Here is a 17,948-nt window from a genome sequence, read left to right on the forward strand (position 1 = left end):
CCTGTGGTTGGTTTATCTCCAACTGAATTAATGCCATGCCCGGCACACAAAATAGAAACCAGTCTTTAATAAAGGACTGGTTATTATCGTTTTGAATCAAACACTTTATATATTAAATAAAGACCAATTATTCCACAAATAATTTGTGAACAATAAAAAGCATGTAACATTATTTCTGACCAATAATTAGGAAATCCCCACAATTTTCCGGTGTAAATAAAAGGAAAAAAGACTATAATGAGTCCAATTATAATTTTGATTTTCTTATCTGTATCCATAACGATATCCACTCCTAATTATATAATCATAATAACTTGTTGTCGTTGAACAATTAAAGTTTACGCTTGTGACTTCATCTATACCAATATTGACTGTAACACCTGTTGTAGTGGTTCCATTATTATATAAACTACCATAGACATAGTAATAATATCGTCGATCTCCTTGTAGATTAATTTGCACTGTGCCACCAAACTGTTTCATTTGTGGACCGTTATTCGTTTCAATATTAATTATAATTATTTCTTGAATATGTCTTTGCGAAGTTGTGCCTGCATAAGAATAATAAACAAATAATTTAGCTGGATAACTATAATTATAAGAATTCACATAAATACGATCTTCCCAATAACTTAAAGCTCTGACTTGATTTAGTGCTTGTTGATATGTTTCTTGATTGATTCCATACGTTAGTTCATTATTATTTTTTAAATGTGATGAAACCAAAAATTCTTCTGCTTCATCTAAACTACACTCATTGATATCCGATATTTTATTTATTATTTCTTCGTAGCTTACTTTTCTTCCGTTTGCTTGATGATCAATAATGAATTCATTCGCTTTTATATTTATAGAGAAAAAAGATAAACAAAGAACGAAACATACTAAATAGTTTAATAGCTTTTTCATAAGCATTTTCCTTTCTAGCCATTTTGATTAAAAAATCTATAATAAACTAGAATGGCCTAAATTTTTTTATTATAGATATATAAATTCACTTCCCATCTCAATCAATATCCTTTCCTATTTATAATTTTATATTACTTAAAAAATATAAAAAAACATTCTTATAATTACAGTTTATACATGATATAATAACATTTGTAAGAGATAACTATGTTATCTTTTTTTATTTATAATTCTTTTCAAAATAAAAAAAGAATTAGATTCATTTCTAATTCTCAAATACAATGGTGCAGGAAATGGGACTTGAACCCACACGGATTGCTCCACTACCGTCTGAAGATAGCGTGTCTGCCATTCCACCACTCCTGCAACTATTATTCATTATATCACAAAAAGGACCAATAATAAGATTGGTATCTTATTATTAGCCCCCTTTCCTATAAAATTAATAATTAGAATAATCCCGTGATTTTTCCGTTTTCATCAATATCCATATTTAATGCACTTGGCACTTTAGGAAGACCAGGCATTGTCAATACTTTACCTGTTAAGGCAACAATGAAACCAGCTCCTAATGAAGGACGAAGTTCACGTACCGTGATTCTAAATCCTGTTGGACGTCCCATGATTTTTCCATCATCTGTTAATGACATTTGTGTTTTAGCCATACATACAGGAAGTTTATCCCATCCTTGAGCTTTGAATTTTTCTAATTGTTCTTTCGCTTCATCCGTAAAATCTACTCCATCAGCTCCATATACTTTCTTGGCAATAGTTTCAATTTTTTCTTCAATAGATTGATCTAAATCATATAAAGGTTTGAAGTTATTTTCTTGATCACATGCCGCAATAACTTTTTGCGCTAAATCAATAGCTCCATCCCCTCCTTTTGCCCATACTTGTGATAAAGACATAGGATGATTGTGTTCTGTACACCAATTTTCTAAGGCTTCAACTTCAGCTTTTGTATCTGTGGCAAATTCATTAATCGCAACAACATATGGTAAACCAAATTGTTGAACCGTATCAATGTGTTTCGCTAAGTTTTCACAACCTTTTAATAAAGCTTCTACATTTTCTTCTTTTAAGTCTTCATAGCTTACTCCACCATGTTGTTTTAAAGCACGAATTGTGGCAACAATAACTACAGCATTTGGATGTAAGTTTGCATAACGACACTTAATGTCTAAGAATTTTTCTGCTCCTAAATCAGCACCGAAACCAGCTTCAGTAACTGTATAATCCGATAAACGAAGCGCTGCTTTAGTGGCAATGACACTATTACATCCATGGGCAATATTGGCAAATGGTCCACCATGAATTAATACAGGATTATGTTCAAGTGTTTGAACAACATTAGGAAGGATGGCATCTTTCATTACCATGGCAAGAGCTCCTTCAATTTTTAAATCACGAACATAAACTGGTTTTTCATCATATGTATATGCCACTAACATATTTCCAAAACGTTTCTTTAAATCCATTAAATCATCAGCCAAACATAAAGAAGCCATAATTTCTGATGCGACAGTGATATTGAATCCATCTTTTCTTTCTACACCATTGACTTTAGCACCTTGCCCAATGGTAATATCACGTAAAGTACGATCGTTCATGTCTAAACAACGTTTGAAAGTAATGGTTTCCGGATTAATATTTAATTCATTTCCTTGGTAAATGTGATTATCCAAGATAGCACTGACTAAGTTATTAGCACATGTAATGGCGTGCATATCCCCTGTAAAATGTAAGTTGATATCTTCCATAGGAACAACTTGCGCATATCCTCCTCCAGTAGCTCCTCCTTTAAGACCAAAAACAGGACCTAATGAAGGTTCACGAAGTGCCATCATCGTACGTTTTCCTAATTTATTTAAGGCATCTCCTAATCCAACGGTTGTTGTGGATTTTCCTTCTCCAGCTTTTGTTGGATTAATTGCAGTAACTAAAATTAGTTTTCCCATTTTATTGTTTTCAATTTGTTTTAAATAATCAAAAGACAATTTTGCTTTATATTTTCCATAGTGTTCTAACTGATCTTCTGGAATTCCTACTTTAGCTGCTACTTTTTCAATTGGTTCCATCACACATTCTTGTGCAATCTCTAAATCACTTTTTGCCATGTTTTTTCTCCTTTTAAAAAAAAGGGCAACTCAAAACGAATTGCCCAGACGGTCGGCTTTATATTTCAAACAGCACGTGGTGCTCCACTTAAACCGTCAGCTGCTTGATTAATTTTATTATAACATCAATTTTTTAAAATGAAAGCTATTTCACATCAATATCAACTAACTTACAAGCTTCACCGATATAAGAAGCAGGCGTCATATCCAATAAAGTTTGACGATCTTCATCACTTAATACATCTAAGCTATGCGCAAATTCCATAATGGCTTCTTTAGAAATATTTTTTCCACGAGTTAGTGCTTTTAATTGATCATATGCATCTGCGATTCCATATTTTCTTAACATCGTTTGAATTGGTTCTGCCAATACTTCCCATTTTTCATTTAAATCATTTGCCAATTTTTCTTCATTAATAACACACTTAGCCAATCCATTCATTGTTTCATTCATAGCTTGTAAAGAATAACCAAAAGCTAATCCTAAATTTCTTTGACTACTTGAATCACTTAAATCACGTTGCATTCTTGATTTAGGAAGTTTATTAGAAAGTGACATACAAATTGAATTTGACATATCCACATTAGCTTCACTGTTTTCAAAACGAATTGGATTAACTTTATGAGGCATAGTAGAACTTCCAACTTCTCCTTTAACAGGAATTTGTTTGAAATATTCCATTGAAATGTATAACCACATATCTACATCTAAATCCACTAAAACATTATTGAAATGACGAACACCATCTAAAATATGACAAGTATAGTCATGACTTTCAATTTGGGTTGTTAATGGGTTGAAAGCTAAATGAAGATATTCTTCTACAAATTTCTTATTCATTTCCGGCCAATTGATATTTGGGAAAGGTGTTTCAATAGCGGAATAATTTCCTGTAGCTCCATTAAATTTTGCCTTAATTTGAATACTTTCAACATTACGTAGACTTTCATGCATACGATAAGAATACACTTTAAATTCTTTTCCAATTGTTGTTGGTGTTGCTGGTTGTCCATGGGTATGAGCTAACATAGGAATGGCTTTATATTTTTCTGCTAATTCATCAATTGTATCCGCTAATTCATGTGCTTTTTTAAGCCATACATTTTTTAGACCATCACGAATCATTAGAGCATAAGAAGTGTTATTGATATCTTCAGAAGTACATCCAATGTGCACAAAACTTTGTAAGAAATCTAAACCACATTCTCTTAACTTACCATCGATATAGTATTCAACAGCTTTTACATCGTGTCTTGTTGTTTGTTCAATTTCTTTAATTTGTTTGAAAGCTTCGTAGTTAAAATCTTTTGTGATACTTTCTACTTTATCCATATCCTTTTCATCAAATTGATTTAAAACAGAACATTCCACATTTTCAATTAAGAATTTTAACCATTGAATTTCGACAAATACACGATATTTTACTAAAGCATATTCACTGAAATATTCTTTTAATTCATCTTTGACAAATCCATATCTTCCATCAAGTGGTGATAACGTGTAACATTCAAATTCCAATTTTTCCATCTACATATCCTTCTTTCCAATATCATGACGATAAAATAATTCATCGCATTTAATTTTTTCAACTTCTGCATACGTATGCGCAAACGCTTGTTCCAATGTATCTTCCATTGTCACAACCATTAACACACGACCCCCATTGGTAACCAATCCCTGGTCTGTCATCTTTGTTCCCATGTGATAAATCAATGCATCACTATTGTCTAATCCTGTAATCAAAGCACCTTTTGTTGAGCTTGCAGGATAGTTGGTGCTAGCCATGACAACACCATGACTCACTTTATTCGACCATTTTAAGTTAACTTCTTTTCCATCCATTACATCTAAAATAGCTTGAACAAAATCTGATTCTAAACGACATAAAATAACCTCTGCTTCTGGATCTCCAAAACGAGCATTAAATTCAATTGTTTTAATACCATCTTCACAAAGCATTAATCCACCATATAAGAAACCAGTGAAAGGCACTCCTTCTTCCATCATAGCTTTTGCCATAGGAACCATGATTGTATCTGTAGCTTCTTGAATAATTTCAGGCGTAATCTTTTTAACTGGCGAATAAGAACCCATTCCACCTGTATTAGGTCCCGTATCCCCGTCGTTTACACACTTATGGTCTTGGGCGACTTCAAGTGGTACAACTAAATCATTATGTACTAAACAAATCAATGAAAACTCAAATCCCACTAAACATTCCTCAATGACAACTTTATTTCCTTCGATGGCGAAGGCAATATCTAAAGCTTCAATGGCTTGAGCAACACTTTGGGCAACCGTAACACCTTTACCAGCTTTTAAACCATCTTCCTTAACAACGATAGGTGCTCCTTTTTCTTTTACATAAGCAACCGCTTGTTCATAGTTATCAAAAGTTTGATATTCAGCCGTAGGAATATTATATTTTTTCATAATATTCTTGGCAAAATCTTTACTCGATTCAACTTGTGTTGCCTTTTGAGTTGGACCAAAAATTTTTAATCCCGCTTGTTCAAAGGCATCTACAACACCCAATGATAAAACAGCTTCTGGACCAACGATTGTTAAGTCAACATCATTTGATTTGGCAAAAGAAACTAGACCATCAATGTCACTGGCACTAATGTCTACACATTCACCAAAAGTAGCCATACCAGGATTTCCTGGAGCGCAATATACTTTTTCAACCATAGAAGATTTCGATGCCGCCAAGGCTAGAGCATGTTCTCTTCCACCTGTACCGATTACAAGAATTTTCATTTATGTTCTCCTTATCTCAATGTACATATTTTAACACACCAGAAAGTAAAATAAAGATAAAAAGCGAAGAACAAAAAAAAAGCTGCCACAAAGTGACAACTTTCAATTATAAATTCGAAATACTATGAAAAATATGTTGAGCCGCAATTGCTCCATCATTGGTTGCCGTAACAACTTGACGTAAATCCTTTTGAATTACATCCCCAGCTGCATAAATACCAGGAATACATGTTTCCATGTTTTTATCCACAATGACATATCCTCTTTCATCACAAACTCCCAAGTCTTTTAAAGATTGTGTCATAGGATCTTGTCCTACATAAGGGAAAATTCCGGAACAAGGAATGGTCTGTGTTTCATGAGTGTCTACGTTTTCTAATACAATGCCACTTACTTTTCCGTTTTCACTTACAATTTCTTTGGGAATATGTTTAGTGATAATTTTAATTTTATCATTGGCTTCGACTTGTTCTTGAATTTGTTTTTCAGCTCTGAAAACATCACGACGAATAACAATTGTGACATTGGCAAACTTCGTTAAATACATAGATTCTTCTAAAGCTGAGTTTCCTCCTCCAATGACAACTACATCTTTATCTTTGAAAAATGCACCATCACATACCGCACAAAAAGACACACCACGTCCAATGTTTTCTTTTTCTCCTGGAATGTTTAATAATCTTTCTTTAGTACCAGTGGCAATTAAAACTGCTTTGGCTTGAATTTCTTGTCCATCGCTTAATTTCACAACTTTATCTTTTGTGATTTCAGCTACATCTCCATATTCATAAGTAGCTCCAAAGGCGGTTGCTTGTTCAAACATCTTCATCGCTAAATCAACACCGGATAAAACACCTGTTCCAGGGTAATTGGCAATTTCAAATGTTTTAATTAATTTTCCTCCTGGGGCTCCATTATCTAATAATAAAGTTGATAACCCGGCTCTTGAGGCATATAAACTCGCTGTACATCCAGCTGGTCCTGCTCCGACGATTACCAAATCGTAGTATCGTTCCATGTTCTTTTCTCCTTAACAATATCAATTATTTCTCTTAAATCCGTAATCAAATAATCAGGATTGGCTTCTTTCATTTGATCTAGACGCTTTTGTTCCAAACTAAAACCAATACATGTCATGGCAACATCTTTTGCTGCCAACATATCACCCTTGGCATCGCCTACATAAACAACATTGTCTCTTGATACATTCAATCTTGAACAAGCTTCAATTAAACCCGTTCCACTTGGTTTTGGTTGTGGTAAATCCTCTTTTCCAAGTATAGCTTCAAAATAAGGTTCAAAGTGATTCACTTCCACACCTAATTCTACTGCTTTTCTTCGTTTATTGGAAACAATGGCCATGTGATATCCATCTTCTTTTAATTGTTTTAATACCTCTGTGGCATGATCAATTTCATGCAACATCGTATGATGCATTTCTAAATTAATTTCTTGATAACGAGCAATCAATCCTTCAATTTCTGATTCATCAAAATACTTACCAAATGATTCTTCTAAAGTCGGTCCAAAAAAAGAATCCAATTCATCTTGTGACAATGTGATTTCTGGTTTTCTTTCTTTGAATACTTGTTTAAAAGTTTCCATAACCATTTGTTTACTATCTTGAAGTGTTCCATCTAAGTCAAATAAAACAACCGGTTTACTATATATATAACCAACACCTATTAGTCCTAAAATACCAACCACGATAAAAATTAAAGAAACCAATTGTGCTACACGTAATGGACCTAACATTAAAGAATCCGTTCTTAGTCCTTCAATAAAGAAACGAATACATCCATACCATATTAAATACATAAAACCAGCATCGCCTTGTTTCTTTAAACCTTTTTTACGAATCATATAAATAACAATGAAACCAATCACATTTAAAACACTTTCATATAAGAAAGTTGGATGATGATACGCTCCATTAATAAACATTCTTTCTTTAATAAAGTTTGGGAAATGATTAATAAATGATTCACTAACAACTCCCCCAAACGCTTCTTGATTCATGAAGTTTCCCCATCTTCCAAAGGCTTGTGCAATCATTACATTTGGTAAAATACAATCCATCATACGATAAATTGAAATTTTCTTCTTTTTAAAGTAATAAATACTAAAGATAACCCCGGCAATTAATCCCCCATGAATAGCTAAGCCACCATGCCAGATTTTAATAATTTCTTCGGGAAAACGTGCATAATAATCCCATTCAAAGATTACATAATACAAACGAGCTCCTAATATCCCAAAAAACATCATAGGAATAATATAGTCTTCTAATACCGAAGAACTATATTTCCATTTTTTCATTGTTCTTTGTGATAATTCATAAGCAACAACAACCCCTGTTAAAATAAAGAGTGCATACCATGTAATAGTGAAAGGACCAATAGAAATAAAAATCTTATCACTCACTATCTGCTTCCTCCGCATTTTTCTTGATTTCTTCTAAGACAAGATGCTCAATCTCTTTAGCCGCATCTTTGCCATCGCGAAGCAACATATAATGGAACACCGCTGTTTCAATAATCGTTGCCATTGGACGTCCCATACTAACTGGAATTTGTAGCTTTAAGATTTTAACACCTAAAATATCTACATATTCTTTTTCTTCAATTCCTACGCGATCGTAATCAATTTTATCATCAAATGGAACTAATTCAATTAATAACGATACTTCGCATTCTCTAGCATACGAACCCACGCCATACATTCTAGCTACGTTAATAATTCCGACTCCTCTTAGTTCCATAAATCCTTCTAACATTGGAGAAACACGTCCAATTAAATTGTTGTGAATTTTGAAGCAATCCACACGATCATCGGCAATTAATTGATGTCCTTTTTGAATTAAGCTTAAGGCAATTTCGCTTTTTCCCATTCCACTTTCACCAACAATTAAGACACCAATTCCATGAATTCGCATTAATTCACCGTGCATGACAATAGAAGGAGCTAATAATTCATCTAAATAACTCGTGATTTTAACACTTGTATTCGTTGTATTTTCTTCGGTAGAAAATACCGCAATATTTTTACGATTCGCAATTTCAGCCAATACCGGTGGACAATCATGGCCATTGGTAATGACGATAGCCGGTGTTGATTCATTGGTAATAAATTCAAAATTTCGACGTTGCGCTACTTCATCCATTTTATTGATAATATAATGAATTTCTTTATTTCCAATGACGACTACACGCTTTTGTTGAGCATAGTCAAAATACCCCGCTAATTCCAATCCCGGACGATTAATATCCGCTAAAAGAATCGGACGATGTAAAGACTCTTCATTTCCGGTAATCTGTTTCCAATTAAATTTATTCGCTAATTTCTTTGTCGTTACTTTGCACATGCTCATGCCCCCTTTCCAATAAAGGCTTTAAATACTGTCCTGTATAACTCTGTTCACAAGCCGCCACTTGTTCAGGTGTCCCCGTGCAAACAACCGTTCCTCCATCGTTTCCACCTTCAGGACCCATATCAATAATATAATCCGCACACTTGATAACATCAAGATTATGTTCAATCACAATCACTGTATCCCCATTGTCTACTAATCTTTGAAGAACATCAATTAACTTATTCACATCTTCACTATGTAAACCAGTCGTTGGTTCATCTAAGACAAAGACCGTTTTACCCGTTGCCTTTCTTTGAAGTTCACTAGCAAGTTTTACACGCTGTGCTTCTCCTCCTGATAAAGTAGTTGCACTTTGTCCTAATTTAATATAAGAAAGACCTACGTCATTTAATGTTTGAAGGCGGTGTTTAATTTTAGAAATGTTACTAAAGAATTCCACTCCTTCTTCTACTGTCATATTTAAGACATCGGCAATGGTTTTTCCTTTATAAGTCACTTGTAGTGTTTCTTCGTTGTATCGTGAACCATGGCATTGATCACATGGCACATATACATCCGGTAAAAAATGCATCGAAATTCTTAGAATTCCATCGCCTTGACAAGCATCGCATCGTCCTCCTTTCACATTGAAAGAAAAACGAGATTTATCATATCCTAACATTTTCGCTTCTTTGGTCGATGCGAATAAATCACGAATATCATCGAATACACCCGTATATGTAGCTGGATTACTTCGTGGGGTTCTTCCAATTGGATCTTGTCCAATTTCAATAATCTTATCTACGTTTTCTAATCCTTTGATTTCTTTACATTGACCTGGTTTAACACGTAAACGTCCCAGGTAATGTTGAATGCCATGGGTTAATACTTCGGTAACTAAACTTGATTTACCCGATCCAGATACTCCTGTTACGACATTCAAGCATCCTAATTTAAAGTCAACGGTAACTTTTTTAAGGTTGTTTTGCGTTGCTTGTACAACTCTTAATTTTTTACCATTTCCTTTGCGACGAACTTTAGGAACCTCTATTCGTTTTTTACCACTTAAATACATTCCTGTTATAGAATTAGGATTGTCCATAATTTCTTGTGGTGTTCCAGCAGCAACAACTTGTCCTCCATGAACACCAGCACCAGGTCCAATGTCTACAATATAATCACTGGCTCTCATGGTATCTTCATCGTGTTCTACCACAATTAAGGTATTCCCTAAATCACGCATTTCTTTTAAAGATGCGATTAATTTATCATTGTCTCTTTGGTGTAAACCAATACTTGGTTCATCTAACACATACATAACTCCAGTTAAACGAGAACCAATTTGTGTTGCCAAGCGAATTCGCTGGGCTTCTCCTCCAGATAAAGTAGAAGCTAAACGATCTAAAGTAATATATGAAAGACCAACGTTATCTAAGAATGTTAATCTATTTTTAATTTCCTTAACAATTAAGTGACTGATTTTTTGTTCCATTTCCGTTAATTGAAGATGAGAAATTAAATCCAAGGCTTCGCTTACGCTTAAGCAACAAGCTTCATAAATATTTAATCCCTCCACTTTAACACTCAATGCCTGTGGATTTAAACGAGCTCCTTTACATTTTAAACAAACACAATCAGCTAAATAGGATCCATACCATTCTCTTGAAGAAGCCGATGTTGTTTCCATATAGCGTCTTTCAATCATTGGAACGACACCTTCAATGTAGTCAAATTTCTTGGCATGAATTCCTCCACGAGAATGGGTTTCATATTCAATTGGTACATCACTACCATATAATATATAGTCTAATTGTTTTTTGGGTAAATCTTTAATGGGTACATCTTTATCAATTTCATAGTAATCAATTAATGCCTGAATTCTTTGCCATTCTAGATTTTCGGTATTGACGATATTTTTATAAAATTGAATTCCACCTTGATTAATACTTTTGTTTCGATCTGGAATTAATAAGTCTAAGTCCACGCGTTGGGTAAATCCTAGTCCTTTACATTCTGGACAAGCTCCAAAAGGTGCATTAAAAGAAAATAACTTAGGTTCTAGTTTAGGTACAGAGAATCCACATACTTTACATGCATAGTTACTAGAAAATAAGATTTCTTCATCGGGTGTCATACAAATGGCCAAGCCTTCACTTAGTTTTAAAGCTGTTTCTAAAGAATCATAGAAACGGGAACGATCATCGCTTTTCACAATACGATCGACTACGACATCAATGGTATGTTTCTTATTTTTTTCTAATGGTTCCACTTCTTCTAGATAAACAATTTCCCCATCAATACGAGCCCGGACATAGCCTTCTTTCATTAGTTTTTCAATTAAGTCTTTATGCGTTCCTTTTTTTCCTTCGACAATAGGAGATAAAATCGTACATCTTGTTTTATCGGGAAACTGCATAATACGGTCAACCATTTCTTTAATGGTGTTTCCTTGAATGGGTTCATTATGGGTTGGACAATAAGGAACTCCAATACGCGCATACAATAAACGCAAATAATCATAAATTTCAGTTACGGTTCCTACTGTAGAACGCGGATTATTCGATGTAGTTTTTTGGTCAATGGCAATAGCTGGTGATAACCCTTCAATTTGATCAACATCCGGTTTTTCGCTATTTCCTAAGAATTGACGAGCATATGCCGATAAAGATTCCATATATCGTCTTTGTCCTTCGGCATAAATCGTATCGAAAGCCAATGATGTTTTTCCACTACCGGATACACCAGTCATAATGACTAATTTATTTTTAGGAATATCAAGATCAATGTTTTTTAAGTTATTTTCTCTTGCTCCTTTAATATGAATATATTTATCTTGCATAGTTACCTCACTATTACTAATTATACACTAAAAAAGAGAATCTATGATTCTCTGACAAACAACAATATTATATTTATGATCAATGCACCAATATAAAAATAAGAATATGAATTGTATAGCACAACTTCATAATACATGTTTTCAAACACAAAAAACATAAATATGCTTATCAACAATAAAATTAAGCTCCCTTGCTTTATAGACCGTTTTTTATTCGATAATAATATTATTGTACTGATGGCACTAATGCCAATCACACAGATTAAATTTATTACTGAAAAAACCATATACATATAGTATCAAAAAAAGAGCCATTCGTCTTGTATTTTTTATTATCATCTTTATTCATTGTGATATTTTATTATAAGATGTTATAGATTATATCGAAATTGTTTAATAAATACATTTGTTATAAATTTTAATCATTAATATTGTATTTATATCTCTTTCTATTTATAATAATCAAACAGGAGGATGCAATTACATGATAACCGTAAAAGGAATCTATAATAAAAAAATTTTACTCGAAACTTTGTACTACGCACAAGGTTCTTCCATAAATAAAAAGAGATATTTTGCAGCCTGTTTGTTCTTTTTATTGCTTATCCTTTATAGTAAATCAAATAAAACAAACATTGATGATTATATGTTACTAGTTTTAATTATTTGTCTTATATACTTTATTTCTCTTCTTTATTATATAATGATTTATAAAGTATCTTTGAAAAGAATGAAAGTTTTATATAATCAATCAGAATGTATAGTTGAAACAATTTTTGAAGATAACCAAATAACACAAAAAATAAATTCATCAAAAGAAAAAAATCTGTCTTATGAAGATATTTTGTATTACAAAAAATTAAATGATCAATTTATAATCTATTTTCCAGCAAAGACAATACTTAATGTAATCGTCGATACTCATTCTCCACAAGGTCAACAAATAGAAAATCTACTAAAGAAAAAAAAGATACCATTAAAAGATAAATATTTATAATAACTTAAATTAAGGAGTATATTTATGCATAAAAAAAACAGTAAACAACTTTTATTACTGATAATTATCATGTGCTTAGCTAGTTTAGTTGTTTATCATTACATTCAAAAAAATAAAGTGCCCGAAGATTTTTGGAATCTAACGGCCAAAGCCATTAATTATAAAGATTATATTCAAGGAGAATGGAATATAAATATTGAAGATGGTGTGAAAAATCATCCTAATTTAGCGATACGAAATATCAATGACAATGAAACAATATCCTATTTTTTCTCAGATGAAGGAATATCTTATTACTACGATGTCACAACTACTGAAAAAAATGGAACAATTAATAACGAACAATTATTTGTCGAATCAACTGATTCTGAATATAAAAATTATTCAATGAAATATACCAATGTGATCTATCATGACCAACATTATTTTGATACTATAACTTCTTCAGGTGAACTTAAAATTCAAAGTAATGAATCAATCTCATATGATAATGTTCCATTATTAGAGGAATTAATAAAACAAGAAAATACTTTAATACAAAATTTTGAAAAGAAATTTAAAATTGACTATTCTGAAACAGATTTTGTGAATTTACCCGAACTGTGTAAAGATATAAAATTTGAAAATATTACGGATTCTAATGAAGTATTAGATGAAATTTCTTATTTCAGTAAACCAGACATCAATGCCAAAGGTCATCAAATACAGACATTCTTAAAATGGAAAAAGAATAGTAATGAAGCTGTTTTTGGTACATATGATGCTGAACAAAAAGCATATATTTCTCAAGTTGACATTAATTTAATTCCTAGAAACATTACTTCTTGTTATGATTTCACTACTCAATATGACTACGATGTAGATTATACGATATATGTATCCGGGAATATAATTTATCTTTATCCATTAGATATAACAGATGAAATGTTAGCACAAGAAATTCGTAACAATTGTCCCAACAGTATTAAAACATTAGATTTAGACATAAAGCCAATTGAAATGTGGTAAAAAATTTAATTAATCAGGAGAAGAAACGATGGAAATTAAAGGAATAATCACTAAAGATTCTCTCAAAGAATTATATTATAAAGGAGTTTTTCCTAATTTAAAAAAGAAAAATTGTGTTTGTATTATCCTTATCATTTTTATGATTCTACTAACTCATACAACGCAACAAAAAAAATTCGGATATATTTGTATAACTTTAACAACTTTATGGGTACTCTGCGTAAACATTTTTGTTTGTTTCACAAGAAAAAAATATTTTAGTTTACAATGTGATTGATTTCAACTCATGTATAAAAAAATAGAGATCCCCTATACAATGACTTTTGAGGAAGATATATTCACTTCTGAAACTGATAATGTTAAGCGAACTTTTTCTTATAATGACGTTATAAGTTATAAAATATTAGAAAACCAAATATTACTTTCACTCAAGGGCAAAATGATGGAAACGGTAGTTGTAAATCCTAATTCAGTAGAAGGAAAAAATTTAATCGCACTTTTAAAAAGAAAACGTATTCCAGAAAAAAAATAAATCATTTTCTTGTAGATAACCGGTTTCTACATTTAAATAATAGTATTTTATTTAGGAACAAATGTTCCTGTTCCCATTCTTGGAAATAAAAATGAAAAGTGTGCCTTTTGTTGTAATATGATTAAAATTATAATTGTGGAAATGATATAATGAAGTCATTGAAAGGTGCATGTATAATATGAAAAAATTACCAATTGGAATAGAAAATTTCAAAGAACTCATTGATAATAATTATTATTTCGTTGATAAAACATTATTTATTAAAGATGTATTCAATGAAAAATTAGCACTATATACAAGACCTAGAAGATTTGGAAAAACACTAAATATGAGTATGCTATATTATTTCTTTTCAAATAAAGAAAAAGAAAATTCATACTTATTTGATGGATTAGATATTTCTAAAGATAAAGAAATTATGAAGTATCAAAACAAATATCCTGTTATCCTCATATCTTTAAAAGATATGAAAAATAAAACATTCGATAATCAATTATCAATGTTTTCTTACTTAATCAGCATGTTTTTAAAAAATAATACTGAATTATTAAATAGTGATATTTTAAATGAAAGTGATAAATCAACATTGATTAAATATGAAAATGGAACTGCAACAGAAATAGAACTACAAAATGCTTTGAACTATCTTACTTATTGTTTAGAAAAACACTATCAAAGTAAAGTTATTATTTTGATTGATGAATATGATGTTCCTTTACAATCTGCTTATGAAAATGGATACTACGAAGACATGGTTGATTTTTTAAGAAGTGTATTTAGTAGTTCCCTTAAAACCAATTCATCTTTAGAAAAAGGAATATTAACGGGATGTTTAAGGATTTCAAAAGAAAGTATCTTTACGGGATTAAATAATTTTAAATCATTCTCTATTTTAGATATTAAGTCTAGTCAGCGTTTTGGATTTACTCATGAAGAAGTTAAAAACTTATTGGATTATTATGGATTGGGGCAATACATTCAAGAAGTTAAAGAATGGTATGATGGATACTTATTCGGTGATACAGAAATCTACACTCCATGGAGTACTTTAATGTATGTGGATAGAAAACTTCAAAAAGATAGTCTACAACCTATTTCTTTTTGGTCTAATACAAGTGGAAATGATATTGTTGTGAACTACATTAAACAAAGTGATCAAACATTGCATGATGAATTTGAATTATTAATGCAAGGTAAAACACTAAAAAAGAAAATCAATCCTGAATTGACATATCGTGACATGGACAATATTCATAACATTTATAGTTTTTTATTAATGACTGGATATCTAAAAGTCCATAAAGAAATTGTTCCCAATGAAGTTTATGAACTCATCATTCCTAATAAAGAAGTTTATAAGATTTACGAGAAAAGTTTTATGGATTATTTTAGTGAAATTCAATTTCAATATAAAAATCAATTAATTGCTTTATTGAATGATGAAAAAGTTGAAAAAGCACAATCAATGTTAAATGATATCCTAGAAAAAAGTATCAGTTATTATGATAATTATGAAAGCTTTTATCATGGCTTTTTATTAGGTTTATTTCAAGGCTTAGAAGTCAGTTCAAATAAAGAATCTGGAAATGGAAGATTTGATATTGAAATATTACCAAGAAGACTTGATGAAACGGTATTAATAATTGAATGTAAACATTCCAAGACACTTGATGATTTAATTGATGATAGTAAGAAAGCTAGTAAACAAATCATTGATAAACGATATTTATCAAATATTAAGTATAAAAAATATAATAAAGTTATCGGATATGGTATTTCGTTTTTTAAAAAACAGTGTTTTATCACAAAAGCAAACGATTCTAACAATGTTGTATAAACTTGTTCCCATTCTTGAAAATAAGTATCAAAAGTGATATTGTTTTTTCATGAACAAAGGCGTTCACTAAACAATTGTTTTAGTGCGCCTTTTTTTATTTTCAGGAGGAATTAAAATGGAACATTTTCATGAGGAATGTGGTGTCTTTGGGATTTTTTCGAAACACAGAAAAGATGTCGCTTCTTTAAGTTATTACGCTTTGTACTCACTACAACACAGAGGACAAGAAAGTGCCGGTATTGTTGTGAATGACGATGGTCTTCTTACTTGCTACAAAGATAAAGGATTGGTGAGCGAAGTCTTTACCAATGAACATTTACATGCGATGCCTCAAGGACACATTGCCATTGGTCATGTTCGCTATGGAACAACGGGATTAGATGCCAAAAAGAATGCGCAACCTATTTGTATCAATCACATGAATGGGAACTTAGCTTTAGCTCATAATGGAAACTTAGTCAATTCGTATGAATTACGAAAAGAATTAGAAAGTACGGGTTCTATTTTCTATACAACCAGTGACACTGAAAGCATTGTCTATACCATTGTTCATGAGCGTTTAACTTCTAAAAGTATTGAAGAAGCTGTTTATAAGGCTGTACAAAAATTAGAAGGAGCGTTTTCACTTGTGATTTCAAGTCCATCAAAATTAATTGCGGTAAGAGACCCTCATGGATTTAGACCATTATGCATGGGACAAAGAGACGATGGAGATATCGTATTTGCCTCGGAAACATGTGCTTTAGATGCAGTGGGTGCTAAATTTGTTCGTGATATTTTACCTGGTGAAATTGTCACAGTATCAAACAGTGGCATTCACTCGAATAAAAGTTTATGTGAAACATGTCCTAAATCACTTTGTGCGTTTGAATATATTTACTTTGCTCGTTCGGATTCCAATATCGATGGCTATAACGTCCACATGGCTCGTTTAAAATGCGGTGAATTCTTAGCCCAAAATGATAACGTTGAAGCTGACTTAGTTATTGGTGTCCCTGATTCAGGACTAGATGCGGCTTTAGGATACGCCAATGCCAGCAAAATTCCTTACACCCATGGTTTTGTTAAGAACAAATACATCGGTCGTACCTTTATTTCTCCTACAACTTCACAACGAGATACTGCTTTAAACATTAAATTAAATCCCATTCACGATGTTATTAATGGAAAACGCATTATTTTAGTGGATGATTCTATTGTTCGTGGTTCTACTTGTCGAAAAATCATTCGTGCTTTACGCCAAGCCGGCGCCAAAGAAATTCATATGCGTATTTCTTCCCCACCATTTATTGGTGCTTGTTACTATGGAACCGACATCGATTCTCCTGATAACCTAATTGCCAATCAACACACCATTGAAGAAATCGCTAAAATCATCGAAGTAGATTCCTTGGCGTATTTAACCGTTGATCAGTTAAAACAAATTGTTCCTCATGGACATGAATTATGTACTGCTTGTTTTGATTTAAAATATCCAACAAAAGTACACACTCATTCAAGTAAATCTAAATTTGAAAATAAGATTAAACAGTGAAGATTATTCTTCATTGTTTTTTATTTCTTGGAAAAATGTCATTATAAAAAAATAAGTTG

The 17,948-nt window shown here is 31.8% G+C and carries 13 protein-coding genes, 1 tRNA gene and 1 riboswitch; of the genes, 5 read left to right on the top strand and 9 right to left on the bottom strand.

Annotated elements, in window-relative coordinates; translation table 11 throughout:
- Positions 1-264: 264 nt before the first annotated feature.
- The 9 genes from ACI313_RS07490 to uvrA form a co-directional block, all read right to left on the bottom strand.
- A complete protein-coding gene (locus ACI313_RS07490; protein WP_439755662.1) occupies positions 265-909 on the bottom strand; it encodes a hypothetical protein in 645 nt (214 codons plus the stop codon).
- A gap of 282 nt (positions 910-1,191) precedes the next feature.
- Positions 1,192-1,275, bottom strand: a tRNA-Leu gene (locus ACI313_RS07495).
- Positions 1,276-1,358: 83 nt separating this feature from the next.
- Entirely contained in the window at positions 1,359-3,029 is a 1,671-nt protein-coding gene (locus ACI313_RS07500; RefSeq protein WP_320607850.1) for a formate--tetrahydrofolate ligase, read from the bottom strand.
- A gap of 35 nt (positions 3,030-3,064) precedes the next feature.
- Positions 3,065-3,141, bottom strand: a riboswitch (ZMP/ZTP riboswitch).
- Positions 3,142-3,174: 33 nt separating this feature from the next.
- Positions 3,175-4,557 (bottom strand): adenylosuccinate lyase, encoded by a 1,383-nt coding sequence (purB, locus tag ACI313_RS07505; protein WP_320607851.1) that lies wholly within the window; start codon positions 4,555-4,557, stop codon positions 3,175-3,177.
- Positions 4,558-5,790 carry a phosphoribosylamine--glycine ligase gene (gene purD / locus ACI313_RS07510; RefSeq protein WP_439755663.1) on the bottom strand — a complete coding sequence of 411 codons (1,233 nt, stop codon included), beginning with the start codon at positions 5,788-5,790 and terminating at the stop codon, positions 4,558-4,560.
- 106 nt (positions 5,791-5,896) lie between these two features.
- The gene (gene trxB, locus ACI313_RS07515; RefSeq protein ID WP_439755664.1) at positions 5,897-6,808 is read right to left on the bottom strand and encodes a thioredoxin-disulfide reductase; all 912 of its coding nucleotides are present in this window, start codon (positions 6,806-6,808) and stop codon (positions 5,897-5,899) included.
- Positions 6,784-8,214: a prolipoprotein diacylglyceryl transferase gene (gene lgt, locus ACI313_RS07520; RefSeq protein ID WP_439755665.1), complete on the bottom strand. Its 1,431-nt coding sequence runs from the start codon at positions 8,212-8,214 to the stop codon at positions 6,784-6,786. Before lgt ends, trxB begins: the two co-directional genes overlap by 25 nt.
- Entirely contained in the window at positions 8,207-9,154 is a 948-nt protein-coding gene (gene hprK, locus ACI313_RS07525) for an HPr(Ser) kinase/phosphatase (protein ID WP_320607855.1), read from the bottom strand. The genes lgt and hprK overlap by 8 nt, the downstream gene beginning before the upstream one ends.
- The gene (gene uvrA, locus ACI313_RS07530) at positions 9,120-11,981 is read right to left on the bottom strand and encodes an excinuclease ABC subunit UvrA (protein WP_439755666.1); all 2,862 of its coding nucleotides are present in this window, start codon (positions 11,979-11,981) and stop codon (positions 9,120-9,122) included. Before uvrA ends, hprK begins: the two co-directional genes overlap by 35 nt.
- A gap of 484 nt (positions 11,982-12,465) precedes the next feature.
- On the opposite strand from uvrA, the gene ACI313_RS07535 reads away from it, so the two are divergent.
- The 5 genes from ACI313_RS07535 to purF all read left to right on the top strand — a co-directional run bounded on the left by ACI313_RS07535 (position 12,466) and on the right by purF (position 17,889).
- Positions 12,466-12,978 (top strand): hypothetical protein, encoded by a 513-nt coding sequence (locus tag ACI313_RS07535; RefSeq protein WP_320607857.1) that lies wholly within the window; start codon positions 12,466-12,468, stop codon positions 12,976-12,978.
- A 24-nt stretch (positions 12,979-13,002) separates the two neighbouring features.
- Positions 13,003-13,986: a hypothetical protein gene (locus ACI313_RS07540; protein ID WP_320607858.1), complete on the top strand. Its 984-nt coding sequence runs from the start codon at positions 13,003-13,005 to the stop codon at positions 13,984-13,986.
- Between the two features lie 286 nt (positions 13,987-14,272).
- The gene (locus ACI313_RS07545) at positions 14,273-14,518 is read left to right on the top strand and encodes a hypothetical protein (protein WP_320607859.1); all 246 of its coding nucleotides are present in this window, start codon (positions 14,273-14,275) and stop codon (positions 14,516-14,518) included.
- A gap of 178 nt (positions 14,519-14,696) precedes the next feature.
- Positions 14,697-16,355 carry an AAA family ATPase gene (locus ACI313_RS07550; RefSeq protein ID WP_320607860.1) on the top strand — a complete coding sequence of 553 codons (1,659 nt, stop codon included), beginning with the start codon at positions 14,697-14,699 and terminating at the stop codon, positions 16,353-16,355.
- Positions 16,356-16,470: 115 nt separating this feature from the next.
- Positions 16,471-17,889 carry an amidophosphoribosyltransferase gene (purF, locus tag ACI313_RS07555; RefSeq protein ID WP_439755667.1) on the top strand — a complete coding sequence of 473 codons (1,419 nt, stop codon included), beginning with the start codon at positions 16,471-16,473 and terminating at the stop codon, positions 17,887-17,889.
- The last annotated feature ends 59 nt before the right edge of the window (positions 17,890-17,948 follow it).

Source organism: Floccifex sp. (assembly GCF_051873495.1).
In the GTDB taxonomy this organism is placed as follows: Bacteria; Bacillota_I; Bacilli_A; order Erysipelotrichales; family Erysipelotrichaceae; genus Floccifex.